Here is a 23026-nt window from a genome sequence, read left to right as displayed (position 1 = left end):
GGAGGGAAGCCCATGATGGCAAGAAGAATCGGAAGACTGTGCGCCGCTGCAATGCTGCTCTTCGCGCTGGCTGGCTGTGATGCACAGGAGCGCACGGACGCCTCCCTTCTGTCCAGCCAGCTGCCCGGTGAAGATGAACCTGTCACCCTCCGCTACTCCAGCTATCTGCTGGATACGGCCCAGGCGGGCAAGGTGTATTTCGATGCGATTGCCGAATTCGAACGGCTGCATCCCGGGATTAAGATTGAAGCCGACTTCATTCAGAACAACAATTACACAGCCGGAATCAAGATCAGGCTGTTGGGCGGCGAGAGGGTGGATGTATTCGATACGTGGTCGCCCAGCCTGTTCGAGGAATTCCGCGCCTTGCGGAGCGATATGTACCTGGACCTGACGGGAGCTGAATTTCTTAAGGAGTTCTACCCCAATTCCCTGCTCCCGGTCACCATTAATGGCAGGGTATACGGTGCTCCTGAAGTCATGCACAGTGACGGGCTGCTCTACAACAAGACCCTATTCGATGAGCTGGGACTGGCTGTCCCTCGCACCTGGGACGAGTTCCTTGCGCTCTGCCTGAAGCTGAAGGAGGCCGGGGTGATCCCCGTGGCGATGGATGCGGAATGGTCTACGGCCCAGTTCTTCTGGGGTTCAATCATGTCGGACAACGGGGCGGATGCCGCCTGGACAAAGAAGCTGGAGAGCGGGGAGGTCACAATCAGTGATCCGGTGTTTGTCGATGCGATCAAGAAGCACCGGGAGATTATTGACCAGGGGCTGGTGCCGCCGAACTGGAAGAGTCTGAAGCATGAGCAGGCGAAGGATTTGGTGGGCACAGGCCGGGCAGCTATGATCATTACCGGAACCTGGGATATTCCCAGCATCAAGGAGCGGAATCCGGCGCAGGATATCCGCTTCATGATGGTGCCGGGCAGTGTGCGGACGGTGCCGAACATCAATGTCGGCACGTACCGGGTGATCAGCTCCCGGACGGAGCATCCCGAGGAGGCCAAACAGTTCGTGGCGTTCATGAACGGCAGGGACACGCAGGAGAAGCTGGCCGCAGGCGCTCTGGCTGTGCCATCCGTCATCTCAGCGCCGACGGACCGGAGCGATTCGGTCTCGTCCATTGCCGCTGCGGTGACGCGCGAGGATGCAACGCTCTATTGGCCGCATACGGTATCGACCGAATCACTCCAGGTGAAGATTCTGGAGGGGGTCAATCAATATTTGGCCGGACAGCCGCTGGAGACCGCTCTAGCTGGCATCCAGCGGGCGATTGATGAAGCCGCTGCGAGGCGGCAGGCCGCCAGGTGACCGGCAGGAGGATATCGGGTATGCTTCGCAGAATACAATCAATAACGCAATTAAATATATAGACTGGAAGGATTGGACCCATGGTTAACTATAGAACAGCAGCTCCGCATGAGCGCGAGGCGTACATAGATTTGGCCAATTATGCATTCCGCCTGGATTTTGAGACATTGATGCCTAAGGCGTACGACAAAGGGCTGGATACTTCAGCGCTGCATAAGGTGGCGGTGGATGAGGCGGGCAGGCTGCGCGCACAGGTGGCCGTTTTTCCAGAGTTTGTGACAATATGTGATCATACCCTGCGAACCGGTTATTTGGGTACCGTCTCGGTTCATCCGCGGGCTCGCGGCGAAGGGCATATGAAGGCACTGATGAACCTGTGGCTGGAAGAACTTCGGGGTACATGTGATATGGTTGTCCTATACGGACAGCGCCAGCGTTACGAATATTTCGGCTTTACGCTGGGCGGTGTGAAGTTCAAGTATTCCATTGGAGAGGCCAATGTGCGTCATGGCTGGAGGGAAGTGGACGCGGCTGGAATCACCTTCAGCCCGTTATTCAAGATTGAAGGCGGAGCAGAATTTGCGTACAGCATGAACACCTCGCGGCTGGCTTATGTAGAACGTGAGATGGAGCAATTGCCGCTTATATTCAGCTCACTTCATCAGAATGCCTTAGGCGTTCTGGATCAGGATAAGCTGATCGGGTATCTGGTTGTCAACGAAGCAGGTGATGAAGTATCTGAATTCGCGGTGGAGCAGCCTGGCGATATTGCACGGACTCTCAAGGCTTACCGGGAGTATAGCGGGGTGGAAAGGATAACTGTAGATACGCCGGAATATGATCTTCCGCTGAATACGGTGCTTGGCAGCATTGCCGAAGACTTCGTAATCGAGAATTCGGATATGTATCATATTCTGGATTTCGCTAACGTCCTGAAGGCGTACCTTACGCTGAAGTTCAAGACCACAGGCATTGCCTGGGGGGAATTCTCAGCAGTGATGGACGGACAGCCGGTGACGGCGCGGGTGGACGCGGAGGGGGTTACAGTTGAGCGGTCAGCCCGGCCGGATGCCGTGATTCTTGACCGGCCGGATGCCCAGGCGCTGCTGCTTACGCAGCACAGCCGTTATATGGCCGTACCTGCACCCGCAGGCTGGTTCCCGCTCCCCCTGTTCTGGTACAAGATTGATAAATACTGAGCCATCGCTCTGTGATAATCCCGACCCGTTTCCCCCTACAGTGACTTGCGGAATTCCGCCGGAGTGATGCCGGAGAAGTTACGGAACAGCTTGATGAAGTAGCTGACGTTGTCATAGCCCAGCTGCTCCGCGATCTCCACAATGGTCAGGTTCGTCTGATTCAGGAGATCGCGGGCCTGTTCCATTTTCACCCTCGTTACATACTCAATGAAGGTCAGTCCGGTCTCCAGACGGAATAACCGGCTGAAATGGGTGGGGTTCAGACCCAGGCGCTTCGCCATCTCCTCCATTCCAACCTTCTCGCTGATATGATTCATTACATAACGTTTGGCTTCGGCTACCTCTTTGCGCACATTCTGCTTCCACATGGAGCTTAACATGAGTATCTTATCCTTCAGGAATTCCTCCAGCCATTCCATGAGCTGCTCCAGCGTCTCGAACTCCTGGATCGAGCGCTGAAGCCGCTCACTGTTGAAGTTGTTGACGAAGTTCTGCATGACTACATATTTCAATTCCAGCTCCATCACCATCTTGAGCAGCCAGCTCTTCACACTCTCCACCGGATATTTCCGGTCCCCGATATACTGCTTGATCTCCCTGACCTTGGCCGCAATCTGCAAGCTGTCCTCCTGCTGAATGCAGTCCCTTAGCTGCTGGAGAATCTCCGAATAATGCACGAACAGGTCCTCGCCGCTGGTCTGGACAGGCGCATACTTCATAATCGCTCCCTCGGCAGTATAGAAGCGGAGAGCATGGGAATCCAGCAGCGCCTGAATCTGCTTCTTGATGTCGATCAGACTTGGAGTAGCCTCCCCGTAAAAGAAGGAAATCCCCATCCGCAAATGCAGCTTCGCCATTCTCTGGACATGCCGGAATTTATCACGGAACTCCTCATAAAGATTGCGGACGAGGATATGCGGCAAAGGAATGAACAGGATGAACTGCCGTTCCGTCAGCGCGAACTGGATAATGCCGTCAATCTCCAGGAATTCCTGCAGGACATTATCCATCACGAACTGCAGGTTCACCACTCCGCCGAACCGCCGTTCCAGCTCATAGGAGCGCTCCGGGACGGCCAGTACGGGCAGATACGGGGTGCCTTGGTGCAGGCTGATGCCCATCGCTTCGGCTTGTCCGAACCACTCGGCTTCATCCCAGACCGGCTGCTCCACGAACATGCGGATGAACCTGGTCCGGATGGCGGCGTGGTTCTGGCTGACCAGCTTCTCCATCTGGAGATAGTGGTTACGGGATTTCAATTTCACCTCCAGCCGGGTCACCGCCTCCGTCAATACAGCAATCACCTGATCGATCTGCAGGCTCTCCTTCAATATATATTCGGCTACATTCAGCTTCACAGCCTGCTGGGCGTATTCGAATTCCCCGTGGCAGGACAGGATAATCGTCTGCAGCTGAGGGTTCATCTCCCGCGCCTTCTGGATTAATTCCAGTCCATTCATCGCCGGCATGCCGATATCCGTAAGGAGAATATCCGGCTGATGCAGCTGGCAGGCTTCCCAGGCCTGTCTGCCGTCCGAGCAGCAAGCCGACAATTCAAGGCCGAGGGTGTCCCAGGGAATCGCAGCGCTTAAATACTCCAGGACAGGATAATGATCGTCTGCTAGTACTACTTTATAGGTCATGAATATCTGCTCCTATCCGCTTCACGGGCATGATTAACTGTACGGCGGTGCGCTGCCCGTGAATGCTCTCAATGTTCATCTCGAAGCGCTCCCCGTAGATTAGCTTGAGCCGCTGGTAGACGTTGATTAACCCGATGCCGTGAGCGGACTCTGCCACGGGCGTCCCGTCAGCACTCAAGGCGCCTATCTCCGCATCCTTCTGCCTGATGTGCTGAAGCAGGGCGGCGAGCGTATGCTCCTCCATGCCCGTGCCGTTGTCCTCGATGTGAATGGTCAGTCTGGACTGAACGAGTCCGATGGTGATCACCACCCGTCCTCCGCCCAGCAGGAACCCGTGTTTGTAAGCATTCTCAATAATAGGCTGCAGGATGAACCTTGGCACCGTCTCCAGCAGCAGCTCTTTGTCCACATGCACCTCATATTCCGTAGGATATCTCATCGTGAACCGCATTAACTCCATATACTGCTTGGTGAAATCAAGCTCACTGGCAATGGAGACGAATTCCTCCCGGCTGGAAAAGCTGGCCCGCAGCATCGCGGAGAGGGAGCCGACAATTGCAGCATTCTCCTCATCCTGTTTCATTAGCAGCTTCAACCGGATCGAGCTAAGAACGTTGAATAGAAAATGCGGGTTAATCTGGGCCTGCAGCATCGCAATCTCCGCCTGGCGCTTCAATTCCTGCTCCGTCTCCACCTGCCTGAGCATCAGCTGCACCCGGTCCAGCATGTTATCGAAGGAGTGCCCGAGGCTGCCGATCTCATCGGTTCCCCGGATACCCGAGCGCACCATGAGATCTCCGTCCTCCACCCGGCGCGCCGCCTTGCCCAGGACAAGCACAGGTTTGGTGAATCTCCGCAGCAGAACAGTAAGCGCGAACAAGAAGCTGACCGCAAACACCGTCTGAATAATCAGGCCGGTCCGGTTCATCCCGTTCAACCGTTCCGTAAGCTGCTCATAGGGAGCGACACTGATCAACCTCCACTTGGCATATTTCAGCGGCAGCGAGAGGAGGAGCTGGTTCTCCCCCTTGAACTTGACGATGTCAGGGAAGGCCAGCTCTTCTACTGGCAGCAGATTGTCAAAGCTAGTGCCTATCAGCTCCTGGTTCCTGTTCGACAGAATGTTCTCCTCTTCATCCAGCAGATACACATCCTCTTCCAGTGAAGCAAACCGCTCACGGATCGAAGCCTCGCTGCGGCTGACAATCAGGTAAGCGTAGGGGGCGGCAGTCGTTTCTTCTCTTAAGGCACGCGCTGTCATGAAGATATGCGGCTGCTCAGCCTTCAGGGAGGTCAGATAATTGTCCTCTGCTCCCATAAATAAGGTGTCATACGGCGGGAGCTGCTCCAGGATAGAGAACCAGCGCCGCTTCAGAAATTGCCGGGGATCATAATCATAGAAGGAATAATCGGAGTAGGCATGTCCTTCCTTGTCCAGCAGGGTGATCCGCAGATCAATCGTGTCTCCGGCCACCTGCTCCAGGCGGCTGGTCAGGGTCCGCGCAGCTACGGGATTGGTCTTGGCATCCTCCAGCAGGGTCTTGATCTCCGGATCGAAATGGACGAAGTTCGACACCGACACCATCTCTTCGAAGATCACATCAATCTGCGACTGGACAATTCTCAGGGACTGCGTGGATTTCTCCAGGGAATGTTCCCGGATAATCAGCTTGGAATAGACATTGGTAATATAGAGCATCCCCAGTGCCGGAATGACCAGGCAGGCGATGGAGGTAAGGATTAGCTTTTGCCGGAAGGAGAGCTGACTGAGCCTGTGCTTTTCTTTCATTAATATCCCTCCCGTAGTAGACCTTCACAGACTTATGGTACTTGATTCTGCGGTTCGGCTCATCCAATAATTTTTTCAATTTAGAAAAAATAATGCTATACAAAGTTTTCGCCACAGATAAATTCGTTGCATGTGCTATGAAATTTGCCCTTCTATAATAAAGCTACAAACATAAAAAGAGGTGGATAAAGTGGAGGTTATTACTGAAGAGGGAACGGCAAAACGGTCCGGCAGCCCCGGGATAAGCAAGATGCGCAAGCAATCCTTTTACGACAATATTGCAGGGTATTTATTCATTGCCCCCATGCTCATTCTGACCGTAACGCTGGTAATTATTCCGATTCTCCTATCCGGTGTGATCAGCTTCTCGAACTGGAACTTTGTATCCGGGCTGGACGGGTTTCAATTTGTCGGTCTGGATAACTACAGCCGGCTGGTGCAGGACGAGTCCTTTCACCGCTCGCTCTACAACAACCTGATCATGATCGGCGTCGTTCCGGTTGCGATGTTCCTGGCGCTGGTGCTGGCGGTGCTGATCAACAAGGCAACGTATTTCAAAACCTTTTTCAAAGTGATCTACTTCATGCCCTTCATCTCAAGCTTCGTGGCGATTGCCCTGCTCTGGAGAGTGCTCTATCACCCGAACAACGGGCCGATCAACGGCTTCCTCAGATCTATAGGGTTCGAGCATCCGCCCATGTGGCTGGCTGATCCCAAGTACGCCCTGATCTCGGTCATGATTATTATGGTGTGGACTTCACTCGGCTTCAATATGGTAATCTATCTGGCAGGCCTGCAGAATATCTCACGGGATCTGTATGAAGCCGCCGATGTGGACGGGGCCTCACCGCTCAGACAATTCTTCAGAATTACACTGCCGATGCTGTCGCCTACGTCCTTCTTCCTGCTTATCACAGGAGTTGTCGGGTCCTTCAAGGTCTTCGATCTGATTATGGTGTTAACCGGCGGCGGTCCGGCAGGCTCAACCTCAGTTATTGTTTACTATCTATACGAGGTGGCGTTCGTGAATCTGGAGTCGGGCTATGCTTCGGCGATGGGCATTATTCTGCTGATCCTCATCCTGCTGGTGACCTTGTTTCAATGGGTCGGACAAAAGAAATGGGTCAACTACTAGGAGGTATACACATGCGATCGATCAAGCTTAACCGTGTTATTGTCACCGTCTTCATGGCGGTTGCGGGAATTCTGTTCATTATGCCATTCTTATGGATGCTCTCCGCTTCCTTCAAGCCCGAGCTGGATGTCATGAAATATCCGATAGAGTGGATTCCGGCGAAATGGAATGCGGTGGAGAACTATAAGCAGGTATGGGCGGGAGCCGTGCCGTTCACACTCTACTACTGGAACACGACGAAGGTTACCCTGATGTCTACAGCACTGTCGCTGATAATCTCCGCTATGGCGGCTTACGGCTTCTCCAAAATCATTTTCAAAGGGCGGGATATTCTCTTCCTGGTTGTCCTGGCCACCTTCATGATTCCAACGCAGGCCATTCTGGTTCCGCAGTTCATGATGTACCGCTGGCTTGGACTGTTCGACAGCCATTTCGGGCTGGTGCTGCTTGCCGCCTCCGGGGTGCTTGGAACCTTCCTGCTGAGACAGTTCTTCCTGGGAATCCATGATGAAATTATTGAATCGGCGCGGATTGATGCAGCGGGCCACTGGACGATCTTCATGCGGATTGCCATGCCACTGGTGCAGCCAGCCCTTGCTACCTATATGATTCTCCGCTTTATCTGGACCTGGAATGATTACCAGAATCCGCTGATCTTCCTTCGTTCCGATTCATTGTTTACCCTGCAGCTGGGCATCAGGAAATTCGCTGATTTCAGCGGCGAGTTCTACTCGTTGATGATGGCAGGCGCTGTATCGGCCATTCTGCCGTTGTTAATTATTTTCATGATCGGCCAGAAGCAGGTGATTGAGGGAGTTGCGATGGGCAGTGTCAAAGGCTAGACTAATTACATTACAGGGGGTCGTATCATGTCAAAAGTAAAACGCAATCTATTCATCGCTGTACCGCTGTTATCCCTGCTGGTATCCGGGTGCGGAGGCGCCGGCAAAGCAGAGAAGGAGCCGGCGGCAACGGGTGCCGGAGCAGGTGCAGAACAAGCGGTGACCATTAAGCTGAGTAACTGGTATGCCAAAAAAATGGACAACTGGGATGTCGTGATTGCCGAGTTCGAGAAGCAGCATCCGAATATCAAGGTGGAATTCGCCTCTGCGGAGGATAACAACTCCAACGAATATTATAAGAAGCTTGACCTGGCGGTGGCCGGCGGCGACGATCTGGATATCCTCATGTTCAGTAACATGACCTTCCTGTCCCAGCGGGCAGGGCTCGGCATGATCCAGCCGCTGGATGATTATCTGGCTAAGGACGGCATTAATTTCAAGGATGAATATACAGCGGATACCAGCATTGACGGCAAGGTCTATGGACTGCCCGGCAAGTCCTCACAGGGTCTGGTGATCATCAACGAGGAACATCTGAAAGAGGCTGGACTTGAGCTGCCTAAGGATTGGACCTGGGATCAGTACATGGATTACGCCAAGGCGATGACGAAGAAGACGGGCGATAAGACCCGGTATGGAACCTACTTCCACAGCTGGATTCAATATGGATATGTGGCGCAGACCTTCGGCCAGGCGGTGAATGCGAATCTGACTACCGATGATGGCAAGACCGCCAATATTGACAATCCATTCATGCGCAAGTCGCTTGAGCTGCGGCTTCGGGGAGAAACGGAAGGCTCCGCTACCCCTTATTCCGAAGTGGTCAGCCAGAAGCTGAACTACAGACCGCAATATTTCAACCAAGATACCAGTATGCTTGTCACCGGCTCCTTCCTGATCCCGGAGACTGGCGGAACAGAGACGATTCCGGCCAGCTTCAAGACCGTGTTCGCTCCGCTGCCGAAGATGAAGATCGAAGATCCGATGTCCTCGAACGTGAGCGGGGATGTCCTGAGCATCTACAGCAAGTCCAAGCATAAAGACGAAGCCTACACCTTCATCCGCTGGTTCTCCACCGAGGGGATTGTGCTGCAAGGGAAGAATATTCCGTCCTGGAAAAAAGCTGACTTAAAAGATGTGGTGGACCGGATTATCGCAGGCAGCAAAACCCCGGAAATGATCGACAAGGCTTCGCTGCTCTATGTTCTGGAGAATACTATACCGACTACGGCAGCTACAGCGGTGCCTTATCACGCTGAGCTGGAGAAGGTGCTGCTGGAGGAATTCGATAAAATGATGCTGTCCGGTCAAAGCATCGATGATACTATCGAGCACGCACAGACCAAAATACAGAAGATTATCGATTCCAAATCCTAAGCAGCAGATATTACAGATTAGATAGGAGTGCTGACCGTGCTGTATCCAATAATGACGGAAACCCGCAGTCTGTACGATCTGGGCGGGATATGGAATTTCAAGCTGGACGATGGCTCCGGCTGGGAGGAGAACTGGCAGGCCTCCAAGCTGACAGATACAATCCCTATGGCGGTGCCTTCGGCTTATAATGATCTGGGCGTAAGCCCGGAGATTCGCAATCATGTCGGCTGGGTGTGGTACGAGCGGGAGCTGACGCTCCCTTCGAGCATCCTGAATGAGCGGCTGGTGCTGCGCTTCGGCTCGGCCACCCATAAGGCCAAGGTATATATCAACGGAAGCTTGGTCATGGAGCATTCCGGCGGATTCCTGCCCTTCGAGGGCGTGATTAACGGCTATATCCGGCCGGGAACGAACCGGTTGACGGTAGCTGTTCATAACGTCGTGGATTACACCACATTACCTGTTGGCCTGTACACGGAGACCGAGGGGCCGGACGGGAAGATCAAGGTGAAGAACCAGCCGAACTTCGATTTCTTCAACTTTGCCGGACTCCAGCGGCCGGTGAGAATCTACTCCACCCCGCAGATCTTCGTTCAAGATGTCACTGTCGTAACTGACTATGCGGGTGAGCAGGGGATCGTCCGGTATAGTGTAGACATTACGGGCGAAGCCGATATCCGGGTTACGGTACAGGATGAAGAGGGGAACACGGTCTGCTCAGGGACGGAGCGGTCCAGTACACTGGATATTCCCTCTGTTAGACTATGGCAGCCGTTGAACGCTTACTTGTATATCCTGAGAATCGAACTGCTGCAATCCGGGCAATTGGTAGATGTCTATGAGCTGCCGTTCGGTGTGCGGACGGTAGAAGTGAAGGACGGGCAGTTCCTGATTAATGGCGAGCCCTTCTACTTCAAGGGCTACGGCAGACATGAGGATACTCCGTTCCATGGACGGGGCCTGGATGAAGCGGCGAACATTATAGATTTCAATCTGATGAAATGGTCCGGGGCCAACTCCTTCCGTACGGCGCATTATCCGTATGCCGAGGAAGTGATGCGGCTGGCCGACCGTGAAGGCTTCGTCGTGATCAATGAGACCCCGGCAGTAGGCCTGGACCTTAATTTCCTCGTGATGTTCTCAGGGGGTTCGAAGAAGGATACCTGGGCAGAGGTCCAGACCTTCGGGCATCACCAGCAGGTGATCCGGGAGCTGATCAACCGGGATAAGAACCATGCCTGTGTGGTGATGTGGAATGTAGCCAACGAACCGGCATCTTATGAGGACGGAGCGTACGAATACTTCAAACCGCTGATCGAGCAGCTGCGGGAGGAAGATCCGCAGCACCGTCCGGTGACCCTGGTGACGCATATCGAAGCCTCACCGGCTAACGATAGAATCTCTGAGCTGATCGATGTCCTTGCCTTCAACCGGTATTACGGCTGGTATGTGGACGGGGGAGACCTGGAGTCTGCGAAGGTTAAGCTGCGGCAGGAGCTGGAAGCGTGGAGCCAGCGGTGCCCGGGCAAGCCAATGATGATGACTGAATACGGAACCGATACCGTGGCCGGACTCCATGATGTGGAGCCGATCATGTTCACGGAAGAATATCAGGTGGCGTTCTACCGGGCGAATCATGAAGTCTTCGATGAGTTCCGTGAGTTTGTGGGCGAGCAGGTATGGAATTTCGCCGACTTTGCCACCAGCCAGGGCATCATCCGTGTGCAAGGGAACAAGAAGGGCATCTTTACCCGTGACCGCAAGCCCAAGGCGGCAGCCCACGAGCTGCGCCGGAGATGGACGGAGATCCCGGATTTTGGCTATAAGAAGTAATTTGAACCGCCATGTACAAGCAAGCCTGCAAGCCTTCTGTTAGGGGAGGCTTGCTTTTTTATATGTCCTCCTAGTAGACCGGCAAGCCTTTTGATGCAGAGTTGAATGATTTTAGTGATATATTATAATGCAGAGGGTGGCATAATAATCTTCTACTCTAAATGAGGTGTACAATGAATCGGATTTTACTGGTCGAAGATGATGAGAACTTGGCATTCGGTATTGAATATACGATAACAAGTGAAGGATATACAGTTATTGCAGCAGTTAGTATGGAAGAAGCCAGAAGAGCATTAAAAACAAATACAGTCGATTTAATCTTGTTGGATGTCAATCTGCCTGACGGTTCAGGGTATGACCTGTGCAGAGAGATCCGGGCAACCTCCCAGATTCCCATTATATTCTTGACTGCTCTGGATGAGGAAGCCAACGTTGTTGCCGGTCTTGATTTGGGGGCAGATGATTATATGACTAAACCGATTCGAACCAAAGAACTGATCTCCAGAATGAAGGCTGTATTGAGGCGCAACCATAGGTCTAAGGATGAGGTAAGGGAATGGAGATCCGGTGATATTGAAGTTCGAGTCTTTGAAAGAGCTGTTCTTAAGCATAATCAAGAGCTGTTGCTGACAGGAATGGAGTATCGCTTGGTATTGATGTTAATGACACACCCTAAGAGAATTTGCAGCAGAAGCAGCCTTCTGAATCACCTGTGGGATATGTCAGGTGAATTCGTTGATGACAATACCCTTTCGGTTCATATTAGAAGATTAAGAGAGAAGATTGAAGATAATCCTGCAATACCGAAATATATAATTACTGTTCGAGGGGTTGGATATAAATGGAATGCAGAAGTCATCGGACGATAACTCATGATTGAATTATTCCGTAATCCAGAGTGGAAGTCCATCGCCGTTAAAGTCATCGTGCTCCAAGTTTTGTTTGCGGTTTTCATGTTCTTTTTTATGAGTGATCAAGTCAACCATATCCATAAGGCTTTGGTTAATCAAAATGCCGCACTGATTGGATATGTGTTGAAGCAAGACCCACAGTTAGAGGATGGTATGATTCACTATATTACTCAGGGGGCGAAGGAGAATGAGATTGCAGCGGGAAAACAAACCTTAGCTCAATATGCCTACAAAGAAGATATGCCCATAGGTGATCAGCCTTTACTTTCAGGTACCGCTATACCTATGAAAACCTCAGCGCAAGTATTGCTGTTTGGCATCCCTGTGCTGCTGTTAATACTTTGGGAGTATCGCAACATCTTTGCTAAGATTCGAGCCATTTCCTTCGCAGCGGATCAAGTGGTGGAACGACATGTGGACGAGCCGCTCCCGGATAACATTGAAGGTGACTTTGGCACCTTAGGCCGTAGTTTCAATGCGATGGCTGAAAGGCTGCATAACAGTCTTAATCAGCTTCAACATGAAAAAACATTTCTTCGTAATTTGCTCTCAGATATATCGCATCAGCTCAAAACACCGCTGGCATCCCTCATCGTTTTTAATGAGAATATGCTGAATGATCCCCATATGAATCTGGACATGAGATCGAAATTTCTAGAGCGGAGCACGAAGCAGCTTGAGCGAATGGAATGGCTGATTATCAGTTTGCTGAAGCTGGCACGGGTCGAAGCCGGAGCAATCATGTTCCGCAAGGAAGACATTCGAGTGAAATCAATCATGGTTCATGCCGTACAATCGTTGCGAATGTTAGCCGATCAAAGGATGCAGCAAATTGATATTCATGGTAATGAAGAGATGTCCGTTCGGGCGGATGAAGAATGGCTGGGAGAAGCCTTTATCAATTTGATTAAAAATGCACTGGAACACTCTCCGCTTGGAGGCGAAATTTCGATTACATTAGAAGACAGCTCATTGTTCCGGACAGTTATCATTCAAGATCGGGGGGAAGGCATAGCCCCAGAAGATTTGCCTCATATTTTCGAACGCTTTTATAGAGGGAAAAGTACGGCAAAACCTCAAAGTATTGGCATTGGCCTGCCGTTAGCCAAGTCCATTATAGAAGAGCAAGGCGGTATGATTACCGTTTCCAGTCAGCTAGGGATAGGAACGGAATTCAGAATTTCGTTTAATAAAGGAGATAAGTGAAGGGGAAGCTTACAATAATGTAAGCTTCCCCTTCACTCTATTGTAAGCTTCGAGATTTATAATAACCAATATACAATGTGAAGCATTAGTTTGAGGAGGCGGCAATAAGATGGAAATACTAAAGACTATAGATTTATGCAAAATCTACGGAAATGCAGAAGCGAGAGTTGAAGCTTTGAAAAATATTAATTTTTCTGTTCAACAAGGGGAATTTGTCGCTATTGTAGGGGTTAGCGGATCAGGGAAAAGCACCTTGATGCACCAGTTAGGTGGTGTGGATCGTCCGTCCAGCGGACAGGTCATCATCGATGGTACGGATCTCTATACCAAGAGTGAAGAGGAACTCGCTGTATTCCGAAGACGGAAAATAGGATTTATTTTTCAATCCTATAATTTGATCCCGGTCCTATCTACGGAGGAGAATATCAAGTTACCATTGCTGCTGGAGAATAAAAAGGTAGATGAGAAATATGTTCAGGAATTAATGGGATTACTAGGGCTTACAGACCGGAAGCATCATCTTCCCTCTGAATTGTCAGGCGGACAACAGCAACGGACGGCGATTGGCCGTGCGTTAATCAATAAACCGTCCATTATTTTAGCAGATGAGCCTACAGGAAATCTGGATAGTAAAAGCAGTAAGGAAATCATGGACCTGCTTACATTCTCCGTTAAAAAATATCATCAAACCTTGATTATGATTACACATGATTTAAATATTGCTAAAATGGCAGATCGAATCGTAAGAATCGAAGACGGGGTCCTTCAACAGCCAAATGAGGTGAGCCGTATTGAATAGTTACACTGGACTTACCGGGAAATATTTAAAGGGGCAGAAAAAAAGATCCTTACTTACGATCTTTGGTATTATTTTGTCGGTTACGCTCCTAACATCCATTGGAACCATTGGAATGAGCTATAGAGACAAGTTAATCAGACAAACCGTGCAAGATTTCGGGGATTACCATGTCTCGATTAATGATATTAAGGGAGAAGCTGTTCCGAAAATCAAAAATAATTCATCCGTAGAGAGTACAGGTATAGTTAGCAGAGAAGGATATGCTGTTATTAAAGAGACTGAAGAGAAGGTGAAGCAGGAAGATCCATACGCTGCACCTTACCGGTATTTGAATGTTAAAGGATATGATGCGGAGGCAATGAAGATGCTTCAAGTTCAGCTGGATTCAGGCAGATTGCCGGAGAACAAGGCTGAAATTATCCTGTCCTCCTCAAGTCTGAATTACTTTCCTGCGCAGCCAAAGCTGGGCGACAAGGTTAAATTAGAGCTTGGGCTCCGAAAAGTGAAGTCAACGGGTGAAGTGAAAAAAATAAACGGACTTGGCGATTTTGGCTGGGATCTTGACGAACTTTTTCAGGGGCAATTTCAACGGGAATATACTGTAGTCGGCTTCTTGAAATCAACGAGGTCAAGTACATGGAGCTCGAGGTATATCTTTCCTGCCATTACATTCCAAGATTATAAACACATCGAGAATCAAAAAAAGTATTTTATGTATGTCAAGATGAAATCTATGAACGGCATCCAGGAGAAAACAGAAGCTATGATGTCCTCTTTACAGCTGGGTCAGGTCGATTATGATGCCGCTAAGCAGCTGGATAAAGATAACTTTTTTAAGAATGTGCGGATCGAATACAATAATGAATTGCTTAGATTATATGGTAAAAGCATTTATCAAGGCGTGAATACCAGCTTAATTCTGGCATTTGCTGCTGTCATTGTGATTATTATGATCTGCACCATTGCCGTGATTTATAATACGTTCAATATCTCTATATTGGAACGGATATCACAATTCGGCATGCTGAGATGTATTGGTGCTACACCCGCTCAAATTCGCAAAATTGTCTTGCAAGAAGCTGCTCTGCTCAGCTTGATCGGCATACCCGTCGGAATTCTCACAGGCACCCTGTTTATGAGGGTATTGTTTTATAATATCAGCTTGTTAGCATTAGGTTTCTTGAATGATATGAGAATGGTCATTTCCGTACCGATTCTAGTCGCTGCGGGTCTATTAGGCTTGCTGAGCGTATTTCTGTCCGCTATTGGACCAGCCAAACAAGCAGCTCGCGTATCTCCTTTAGAAGCGCTACAGAATTCGGGGAGCACAAGGATCGATCGGATCACAACGGTCAAGAAGTCCCTGTTCGTTACAAATTTGTTTGGTATCGTAGGGCAATTCGCCAGCAGGAACTTGCGCCGAAACAAGAAACGTTTCCGGATTACAGCCTTTTCCATGATTGTCAGCATCATTATTTTTATTGTCTTTAGCGGTTTGGTGAATTTCATACAGCAAGCAACACGAGTCTCAGGCGCTGAGTATTCGTACTCACTTTCCTATGAGGGTCCTTCAAAGCGGATAGATGATAAAGTGTATCAGCACATTGCTAAGGTGGAGGCTGTTCAACAAGCTTACAAATTTTACAATAGTCAAGTGACGGCTATTATCCCTAAGGACAAGATTAACCCGAAATATTATGAATTAAATAAAGAACGATACGTTGTTGCTGAAGGGGACGGGTATAGAACAGACAATAATTTCCTTATGTCCTTTGGGGATAATGGATTAGACGCTATGCGCTCCAAGCTGATCTCAGGGGCGATCGACAAGGAGACAATGAACCAGGAGAACGGCGTTATCGTTCAACAAAAAATAAGCATGACCACACAAAAAGGCCAGGAGCTGATTATCGACCAAACCCAATTTAAAGTGGGGGATCATATCAATATCCGCACTGTTGAGGGAGGCCATCACAAATATCAAACAGTAACCGTGGCTGGAATCGTGGACGAAGATTTGTTATCAAATGGATATACCGAGAGTCACGTTGTTACATTCTTCACAACGTCTAAAGTATATTCCAAGATTACAGGTAACGATGCATATTCAAGAATGTTTATTCTTGCTGATGCTGATCAACCGAATCAAGCCATTACGGATTATCTTAAAGCATTAGTTGAAAAAGACGCGGGATTTAACTACCAGGATCGGGTAGCGGAGCTCACTGAGGCCAAAAACGACGCAGTGACTTTCAGCATCATCCTTTACGGTTTTATCGGTGTCATAGTGTTAATTGCATTCTTGAACATTGTAAATACCGTGAGTACGAATCTTATTCTTCGCACGAAAGAGTTTGCTGTCCTTAAGGCCATTGGCATGACCCAAAAAGAAGTCAGGAAAATGATTGTTCTAGAAAGTATATTTTACGGTTTGTTTGCCTCCGTTGTTGGAATCACCTTAGGTACGGCTCTTAGCTACAGCATTCAAATGCTCTTCGCGGGTGCTGTGAGTACAGCTTGGACGATCCCGTGGTACAGTATCGGTATTGCTTTTGCAGGTGCTATACTGACAACGCTTCTCGCAACGATTTGGCCAATGTATCAGTTAAATAAAGTGAATATCGTGGAGGCCCTCCGGAGAGAGAATTAGAGGAAGGTGCCTTGCTTGGCATATCTGCCCGGGGATACTCCAGCTACCTTGGTGAAGCTGCGGATGAAATTAGCGTAATCGCTGAAGCCGGATTGATAGCAGGCCTCGGTAAGGCTAAGCCCGTCGCGGAGGTAAGCCTTGGCTAACGAAATCCGACGGTCCAGTATGTAGGAACGCAGCGTCAGGCCTGTGTGTTGTTTGAACTGGCGGCTGATATAGGTGCTGTTCAAATGAAAGATACCGCTAAGCTGCTCAAGCGTGATGGCCTGCCCCAGATGGGCATCAATATACTCCATCGTCCTGCGCACCAGCTCCGGCATGATATCCGCAGGAACGATGCTCGTTCTATGAAACACGGTGTTGGCCAGCACCAATATTTGAGCAAGCATGCTGTTGGCGAGGATATCTGCCCCATACGCATCCGATGAGAGGACCAGCTCCAGATCACCGGTCAACCGGAGAATCTGCTGAAGCTCGGCTTCCTCCAGACGAACGATGTTGCCCTTCCCCTTCGGGCGGTAATCGAAGCACCAGGATAGAGGGGTAGCCGGAGTAGACAGGCGGTGCAGATAAGATTTTTGGAGATTGATCGTAATCCGTTCATATTCCGCTTCATCCTGGCTGAAGGAACGATGCATTTCTTCCGGATTCAGTACAAGCAGATCTCCGCGCTGCAGGTGGTAGCAGCTGTTCTCAATATAGAACTTGACGTTGCCGCGCAGAAATAAGTACAGCTCATACGCTTCATGGCGGTGATAGAAGGTTCCCATATTATAGGTGGTTGTCCTGTGCAGGTAGAGGTAATCTTTATGGATAGGGTCATAGCGAAGCTCAAATGGCTCGTTCATGGGTAACCTCCGGATCATTTCGCGCAATAATAACAGCGGAACCAGCAATGATTCTTCTCTGGAATTACTTTAAAATGACATTATCCTAGCATGCAGGAATATGATTTGCAACCCTTTTATCGTATTACAACAGACTGGAGGACAGGATAGTGGAACTGATTATAACGGCAAGAAGCAAGACTCAGGAAGATTCTGAATATACCGGATTAAACGGGCATGGACTACATGCCTCTGTAGAGATAACAGGCGGGACAGGCAGTGCACAGCATCCCTTTCAGGCTCATGTACAGCTCACGAATCTGAACAGCACGCCCTGGTTAGGCGTCATTCACGTGGAACTGCCGTTCGCCAAGGCGGATCCGCGCTTTTTTCTTCCTGCGTTTATGTATGGCCGCAACCGGGGAGAAGCTCCGCAGAATGTTCCGAACGAATTCCCGAGATTAAGGGAGGGCCAACCCGCGCGTCCTTCATCTTCCTGGTGGATGGTGCGCAGCGACCGGCTGTCACACCCGGCAGCGCTTGTATATGACACCGGCAAAGTGTACGGATTATGCGCCAGCCCTTATTTTATATACAGGGCGGATGAGAAGATCCAGTGGAAGCCAGGGCTAGAGGAAGAGTTCTTCCAGTACGGCGGCTTCACCTGCTCGCTTGCCAAGGGAACGGTCGGGTATACGCTGGGGTATGAGAATGCTCCGCTTTTGTTCATCAAATCGCGTCTCGTTAAGGAACGGGCACCGCTGGAGGAGAACTGCTTCGAACTGGCAGCTTCGGAATCTGTAGCGTTCACATTGGATCTGTATGATTACACGGCCGAGTCAGAGCTGGGCATCCATGCTGCGCTGGAAGAGATCTATTGCCGCTATCATCAGCCACCAAGATCCGGCAGTGATAGGCGGACCTCAGCGGCCGACCTGTCGAAGGCAATCTATCAATATGCGTGGCTGCCTGAGGACCGGAGCTATACCACTTTTGTCTATGAGGACAAGGAGACAGGCGGGTACCGGTACAACAAAATCATTTCCACCAGCTGGACAAACGGACTGACTGTAGCCACTCCTATGCTGATGGCTGCGCTGCGGCTGGGAGATGAGCCTATGCGCAGACAGGCGCTCTCCTGCATTGAGAATATCATCAGGAACTCCCTGAACCCGGCTTCCGGTCTCCCTTACGAGGCCTATCAGGACGGGAAATGGAGCATTCACGGCTGGTGGTTTGACGGGATGCGTACGCCGGGACATTCCGCCTATCTGTGCGGACAGGCCTTATTCTATATTATGAAGGCCTATGAATACGAGAAACGGCTCAACCATGTCATCCACGAGGACTGGGTGGACTTCGTGCGTAAGATTCTCCCTGTACTGGAGAGAAGCCGGAATTCGGATGATGAATACCCTACGATTCTCTCCGAGAGAACCGGCGCCGGGCTTGAATACGATTCCTTCAGCGGAACATGGATCATGGCTGCCATAGCCTACTATAGCTGGCTTACCGGAAACCGGTCGCATCTGGACAGCCTGAAGCGCAGTGAGCGGCATTATTATGAGACCTATGTGAGACGGCTGGAGTGTTATGGAGCACCGCTTGATGCGGATAAAGCGGTAGACTCTGAAGGGATTCTGGCGTATATCAGGGCGGTCCGGTATCTGCATGCCCTCACCGGGGATGAGCTGTATCTTGATCATATGAGAGATGCCCTTGCTTATGAGTTCACCTTCAAATTCGCCTATAATTCACCGGTTAAGGTGCCGCCGCTCAGTACATTGGGCTGGTCCAGCTCCGGAGGGAGTGTGACCTCAGTCGCCAATCCGCATATTCATCCCATGTCGAGCAGCGTGGTAGATGAGCTGTATTATTATGTGAAGCAGCGTGAAGATCCGTATGTGAAACAGCGGCTGCTGGATACCGTGGGCTGGGGCTGTCAGACCTACAACAGATATGACCGGGAGTTCGGTCACGGCTTGACGGGTTGGATGTCCGAGCGCTTTTGTCATTCCGAGGGACTGGTAACAGAGACTTACAGTGACGGTTCTCCGGCAAGCACCTGGTTCTGCCTGATGCCCTGGGCCAGCAGCAGTATTATTGAAGGTCTGGTTGGCGATTACTGGGAGGCGGACAGCGAGTAGCGCTGTTAATTCTCAAGGTTGATATTTTGTCCAAAAATAAGGGGCTGTCCCAAAAGTGACAGCCCCTTTTATTGTGGGAACGAAAAACAGCATACATTTTTCTGATGCGCAGGTAATATCATCGAGGGGAACAACGTTCTGGTGCGGAGCGTCCCCCTCTCCCAAGTGCTCACGCTGAATCCCCTCTAGCATAAAGAGCTATCCCAAGCAGCCGTTTCATGGCTTCTAAGACAGTTCCAATTAAGCTATCGTAAATTTCATACCAGCCGTCTGCACTACATTTCCTTGAATTTCAGTGGAAGCATCTTCTACGAAGACCGGAATTTCAAGTGCTGATATCAACTTAGTCCAGAACTTAACAGCTTTTACATTCGATTTGAACATCCCTACCTCGTACCGGCCCGAATACAGTTTGAAGATTTGCATGACACATCTTTGGCTATATTCGTGCCTCTGTATTTGGGCAATACAAATAGCTCCTGCACTGAATAGTCCACTTCCTTTGCAACAAAAGGAGGGGAGGTAACCAGAATAAAGCCAACGATTTTTTCATTAAACGTGATGAAGTAAGGATATAACCGTTCGTCCCTATAATACGGCGAGATATCTTCCATTTCGAATGTACCTTCTGCTCCAATATCCTCCTGTGAGTAAGCAGAAAGCTCATAGAGATAATAATTAAATAAGTTTTCAAATTGTTCTTTGTTTGTATCTGTTATTTGCTGAATTGTCGCCTTCATCTTATTAACCCGACCTATGCTGCCCTAACGATACAGTATCACACATTACGTCGAACGTAAGGTGAAAAGACAGCTATAATTAACGTTACCTTTTTCAAAAGAATGCCCGGGCACTCAGGACAGCATACTGGCCCGGTATCTGCCCGGGGACATGCCGGTCACCTTGGTGAAGCTGCGGATGAAGTTGGCGTAGTCGCTGAAGCCGGACAGCTCGCAGGCGGCCGCGACGCTCTTGCCGGAGGTAAGGTGGCTCATGGCCAGAGAGACGCGCTTGCCCACAATATAGGAGCGGACGGTAAGTCCCGTGTGCTCTTTGAACAGCTGGCTTATATATTTGCCGCTGTAATGAAATTCCTGCTCCAGCTGAGCGGAGTAGATCGGTTCGAGCAGATGTTCCTCGATGTAAGCCATCGTCTGGCGGACCAGCTCCGGCATGAGATTATGCGGCAGGGCGGCAGAAGACTGCTGCAGAGTGTTGATGAACACAAGCAGCCGGGTGGCATAGGAATCGGCCAGCAGATCCTGTCCGTACTCCTCGGAGTGAAGGCTACGGATCAATTGGTCCGCCAGTCTGGAATAGAAGGCGCACTGGTTGCGGGAGAGCCGTATCAGTGTATTCAGCCCGGAGGGAAAGGCGTTGAAGCAGGCCAGCAGGTTCGTACGGCTGCTGGATAGCCGCCGCAGGGCGGATCTTCTCAGGTTCAGCCCGATCCGTTCATAGGTCTGATTGTCGGCACAGACACAGCGGTGCATCTCACCGGGACGGATCAGCAGCAGATCGCCGGGGGAGAGCTTGTAGCAGGACTGCTCTACATACATATAGGTATTGCCTCTCAGGAACAGGTAGATTTCGTAGGCATCGTGCCGGTGGTAAGGCTGAGCCGGGCTGAGCTGCTCTGTGGTGGTTGATTTGTGGAAGCAAACCATTTCTTCGGTGATCGGGGTGAACTCATACTGGGCAAGTTGTTCCATGGCATCCATTCCTTTAATTGGATATATAAGGAGTATTGGTATCCGCGCAATATAGTATCGCTGATATGCAACGACGATATATCAACTATTTAATATAATACAGGAATAGGAAGCGCTTGCAAGTGTTGCAAGGATAAAGGACAAGCCTGTACAGGGTACAGCTGCCGCTTCGATTAGACAGGAGGTGCGACCAGAGGCAGGATTCGGCAGAAATGTTGTGCGGAAATCATAAAAAAGGAGATGAAGCAATGAAATCAACGTTTAAAAAATCATTATGTACCTTGCTGGCAACGGTTACTATGTTGTCAATGCTGGTGGTGCCGCCGCCGCCCAAAGTTTCAGCAGCCAGCGATGTGACGGTCAATCTGTCCGCCCAGAAGCAGGTGATCCGCGGATTCGGGGGCATCAACCACCCGGTCTGGATCGGCGATCTGACGGCCGCGCAGCGGGAGACCGCCTTCGGTAACGGAGCGAACCAGCTGGGATTATCCATTCTGAGAATCTCTGTGGACGATAACAAGAATAACTGGTCTAAGGAGCTGGATACGGCCAAGGCGGCCGTTGCCAAGGGAGCCATCGTCTTCGCCTCCCCCTGGAATCCTCCTGCAAGTATGACGGAGACCTTCAACCACAATGGGAATACCTCAGCCAAGCGTCTCAAATATAACCAGTACGGCGCATACGCCCAGCATCTGAATGACTTCGTGACCTATATGAAGAATAACGGGGTTAACCTGTATGCGATCTCGATACAGAATGAACCGGACTATGCCGAGACCTGGACCTGGTGGACACCTGCCGAAGTCCTGAACTTTATGAAGAATTATGCCGGTTCGATCAATTGCCGGGTTATTGCTCCCGAGTCCTTCCAATATCTGAAGAATATGTCCGACCCGATTCTGAATGATTCCCAGGCGCTGGCCAATATGGACATTCTGGGGGCGCATTTGTATGGAACACAGGTGAACAACTTTGCCTATCCGCTCTTCAAGCAGAAGGGTGCAGGCAAAGAGCTGTGGATGACCGAGGTCTATTACCCTAACAGCAATAACAACTCGGCCAACCTGTGGCCGGAAGCACTGGAAGTAGCCTATCATATGCACAATGCACTGGTGGAAGGGGATTTCCAGGCTTATGTATGGTGGTATATCCGCCGTCAATACAGCCCGATGAATGAGGACGGCAGTATCAGCAAGCGCGGGGACAGCATGGCCCAGTTCTCCAAGTTCGTCCGCCCGGGTTATGTAAGAGTGGACGCGACCAAGAATCCGAATACCAATGTCTATGTCTCGGCTTACAAGGGCAGTAACAAGGCAGTTATTGTCGCTATTAATAAAAGTACTTCGGCGGTCAGCCAGCGGTTCGTCCTGCAGAACGGCACAGCCTCCAGCTTTGCTTCGTGGATTACCGACGCCAACCGGAAGGTGGCTGCCGGCTCTAACATTAATGTGTCGAACGGCGCTTTCACCGCCCAACTGCCTGCGCTTAGTGTAACTACCTTCGTAGCCACACTCGGAAGCAGCAAAAGCTCGGTAACGGATGCAATCTATGACATTGAAGTAGATCCTGCCTTGGCTGATGAAGTTTTTGCCGAGTAGAATACAGCCGCAGCATTTATGACTTAACCGCAGATAGACCCAGC

General features: G+C 50.4%; 17 protein-coding genes. 12 read left to right on the top strand and 5 right to left on the bottom strand.

Annotated features, from left to right (window positions below; all coding sequences use genetic code 11):
• The first annotated feature begins 12 nt into the window (after positions 1-12).
• Entirely contained in the window at positions 13-1314 is a 1302-nt protein-coding gene (locus C162_RS14685; protein ID WP_036695226.1) for an ABC transporter substrate-binding protein, read from the top strand.
• 80 nt (positions 1315-1394) lie between these two features.
• Complete coding sequence (locus C162_RS14680; RefSeq protein WP_036695225.1) at positions 1395-2513, top strand: GNAT family N-acetyltransferase; 1119 nt, start codon at positions 1395-1397, stop codon at positions 2511-2513.
• Positions 2514-2548: 35 nt separating this feature from the next.
• On the opposite strand, the gene C162_RS14675 is transcribed toward C162_RS14680, so the two are convergent.
• On the bottom strand, positions 2549-4156 hold the full coding sequence (locus C162_RS14675; RefSeq protein WP_036695224.1) for a response regulator transcription factor: 1608 nt from the start codon (positions 4154-4156) through the stop codon (positions 2549-2551).
• Positions 4146-5945, bottom strand: a complete 1800-nt coding sequence (locus C162_RS14670) for a sensor histidine kinase (RefSeq protein WP_036695223.1) — start codon at positions 5943-5945, stop codon at positions 4146-4148. The genes C162_RS14675 and C162_RS14670 overlap by 11 nt, the downstream gene beginning before the upstream one ends.
• Before the next feature lie 250 nt (positions 5946-6195).
• Between C162_RS14670 and C162_RS14665 the strand changes: the two genes are divergently transcribed.
• From C162_RS14665 to C162_RS14630, 8 genes are all read left to right on the top strand, one after another.
• Positions 6196-7080 (top strand): carbohydrate ABC transporter permease, encoded by an 885-nt coding sequence (locus C162_RS14665; RefSeq protein WP_084648931.1) that lies wholly within the window; start codon positions 6196-6198, stop codon positions 7078-7080.
• Positions 7081-7091: 11 nt separating this feature from the next.
• A complete protein-coding gene (locus C162_RS14660; RefSeq protein ID WP_036695221.1) occupies positions 7092-7922 on the top strand; it encodes a carbohydrate ABC transporter permease in 831 nt (276 codons plus the stop codon).
• A gap of 27 nt (positions 7923-7949) precedes the next feature.
• The gene (locus C162_RS14655; protein ID WP_051493512.1) at positions 7950-9299 is read left to right on the top strand and encodes an ABC transporter substrate-binding protein; all 1350 of its coding nucleotides are present in this window, start codon (positions 7950-7952) and stop codon (positions 9297-9299) included.
• A 36-nt stretch (positions 9300-9335) separates the two neighbouring features.
• A complete protein-coding gene (gene uidA / locus C162_RS14650; RefSeq protein ID WP_036695219.1) occupies positions 9336-11132 on the top strand; it encodes a beta-glucuronidase in 1797 nt (598 codons plus the stop codon).
• 173 nt (positions 11133-11305) lie between these two features.
• Positions 11306-12001, top strand: a complete 696-nt coding sequence (locus C162_RS14645; RefSeq protein WP_036695218.1) for a response regulator transcription factor — start codon at positions 11306-11308, stop codon at positions 11999-12001.
• Between the two features lie 3 nt (positions 12002-12004).
• On the top strand, positions 12005-13249 hold the full coding sequence (locus C162_RS14640; RefSeq protein ID WP_036695217.1) for a HAMP domain-containing sensor histidine kinase: 1245 nt from the start codon (positions 12005-12007) through the stop codon (positions 13247-13249).
• A gap of 109 nt (positions 13250-13358) precedes the next feature.
• Positions 13359-14048, top strand: coding sequence for an ABC transporter ATP-binding protein (locus tag C162_RS14635; protein ID WP_036695216.1), 690 nt, complete (start codon positions 13359-13361; stop codon positions 14046-14048).
• The gene (locus C162_RS14630; RefSeq protein WP_036695215.1) at positions 14041-16698 is read left to right on the top strand and encodes an ABC transporter permease; all 2658 of its coding nucleotides are present in this window, start codon (positions 14041-14043) and stop codon (positions 16696-16698) included. Before C162_RS14635 ends, C162_RS14630 begins: the two co-directional genes overlap by 8 nt.
• Here the strand turns inward: C162_RS14630 and C162_RS14625 are convergent.
• Positions 16695-17546: an AraC family transcriptional regulator gene (locus C162_RS14625; RefSeq protein ID WP_036695214.1), complete on the bottom strand. Its 852-nt coding sequence runs from the start codon at positions 17544-17546 to the stop codon at positions 16695-16697. The two genes, C162_RS14630 and C162_RS14625, sit on opposite strands and share 4 nt — an antisense overlap.
• Before the next feature lie 149 nt (positions 17547-17695).
• On the opposite strand from C162_RS14625, the gene C162_RS14620 reads away from it, so the two are divergent.
• Entirely contained in the window at positions 17696-19672 is a 1977-nt protein-coding gene (locus C162_RS14620) for a hypothetical protein (protein ID WP_036695213.1), read from the top strand.
• A 386-nt stretch (positions 19673-20058) separates the two neighbouring features.
• On the opposite strand, the gene C162_RS14615 is transcribed toward C162_RS14620, so the two are convergent.
• Positions 20059-20412 carry a GNAT family N-acetyltransferase gene (locus tag C162_RS14615; protein ID WP_036695212.1) on the bottom strand — a complete coding sequence of 118 codons (354 nt, stop codon included), beginning with the start codon at positions 20410-20412 and terminating at the stop codon, positions 20059-20061.
• A 114-nt stretch (positions 20413-20526) separates the two neighbouring features.
• Positions 20527-21384 carry a helix-turn-helix domain-containing protein gene (locus tag C162_RS14610; protein ID WP_036695211.1) on the bottom strand — a complete coding sequence of 286 codons (858 nt, stop codon included), beginning with the start codon at positions 21382-21384 and terminating at the stop codon, positions 20527-20529.
• A gap of 248 nt (positions 21385-21632) precedes the next feature.
• Here C162_RS14610 and C162_RS14605 point away from each other — a divergent pair, with 248 nt between their 5' ends.
• Positions 21633-22982 (top strand): glucuronoxylanase, encoded by a 1350-nt coding sequence (locus C162_RS14605; RefSeq protein ID WP_036695210.1) that lies wholly within the window; start codon positions 21633-21635, stop codon positions 22980-22982.
• Positions 22983-23026 lie beyond the last annotated feature (44 nt).

It is taken from the genome of Paenibacillus sp. FSL R7-269 (assembly GCF_000517865.1).
Taxonomy (GTDB): Bacteria; Bacillota; Bacilli; order Paenibacillales; family Paenibacillaceae; genus Paenibacillus_AQ.
This window is presented reverse-complemented; position numbering and strand designations above follow the sequence as displayed.

What these genes read in the sequence shown, in the direction of transcription:
- C162_RS14685 (WP_036695226.1), top strand. Translation starts at nt 13, where the DNA reads ATGATGGCAAGAAGAATCGGAAGACTGTGCGCCGCTGCAATGCTGCTC.
- C162_RS14680 (WP_036695225.1), top strand. Translation starts at nt 1,395, where the DNA reads ATGGTTAACTATAGAACAGCAGCTCCGCATGAGCGCGAGGCGTACATA.
- C162_RS14675 (WP_036695224.1), bottom strand. Translation starts at nt 4,156, where the DNA reads ATGACCTATAAAGTAGTACTAGCAGACGATCATTATCCTGTCCTGGAG.
- C162_RS14670 (WP_036695223.1), bottom strand. Translation starts at nt 5,945, where the DNA reads ATGAAAGAAAAGCACAGGCTCAGTCAGCTCTCCTTCCGGCAAAAGCTA.
- C162_RS14665 (WP_084648931.1), top strand. Translation starts at nt 6,196, where the DNA reads ATGCGCAAGCAATCCTTTTACGACAATATTGCAGGGTATTTATTCATT.
- C162_RS14660 (WP_036695221.1), top strand. Translation starts at nt 7,092, where the DNA reads ATGCGATCGATCAAGCTTAACCGTGTTATTGTCACCGTCTTCATGGCG.
- C162_RS14655 (WP_051493512.1), top strand. Translation starts at nt 7,950, where the DNA reads ATGTCAAAAGTAAAACGCAATCTATTCATCGCTGTACCGCTGTTATCC.
- C162_RS14645 (WP_036695218.1), top strand. Translation starts at nt 11,306, where the DNA reads ATGAATCGGATTTTACTGGTCGAAGATGATGAGAACTTGGCATTCGGT.
- C162_RS14640 (WP_036695217.1), top strand. Translation starts at nt 12,005, where the DNA reads ATGATTGAATTATTCCGTAATCCAGAGTGGAAGTCCATCGCCGTTAAA.
- C162_RS14635 (WP_036695216.1), top strand. Translation starts at nt 13,359, where the DNA reads ATGGAAATACTAAAGACTATAGATTTATGCAAAATCTACGGAAATGCA.
- C162_RS14625 (WP_036695214.1), bottom strand. Translation starts at nt 17,546, where the DNA reads ATGAACGAGCCATTTGAGCTTCGCTATGACCCTATCCATAAAGATTAC.
- C162_RS14615 (WP_036695212.1), bottom strand. Translation starts at nt 20,412, where the DNA reads ATGAAGGCGACAATTCAGCAAATAACAGATACAAACAAAGAACAATTT.
- C162_RS14610 (WP_036695211.1), bottom strand. Translation starts at nt 21,384, where the DNA reads ATGGAACAACTTGCCCAGTATGAGTTCACCCCGATCACCGAAGAAATG.
- C162_RS14605 (WP_036695210.1), top strand. Translation starts at nt 21,633, where the DNA reads ATGAAATCAACGTTTAAAAAATCATTATGTACCTTGCTGGCAACGGTT.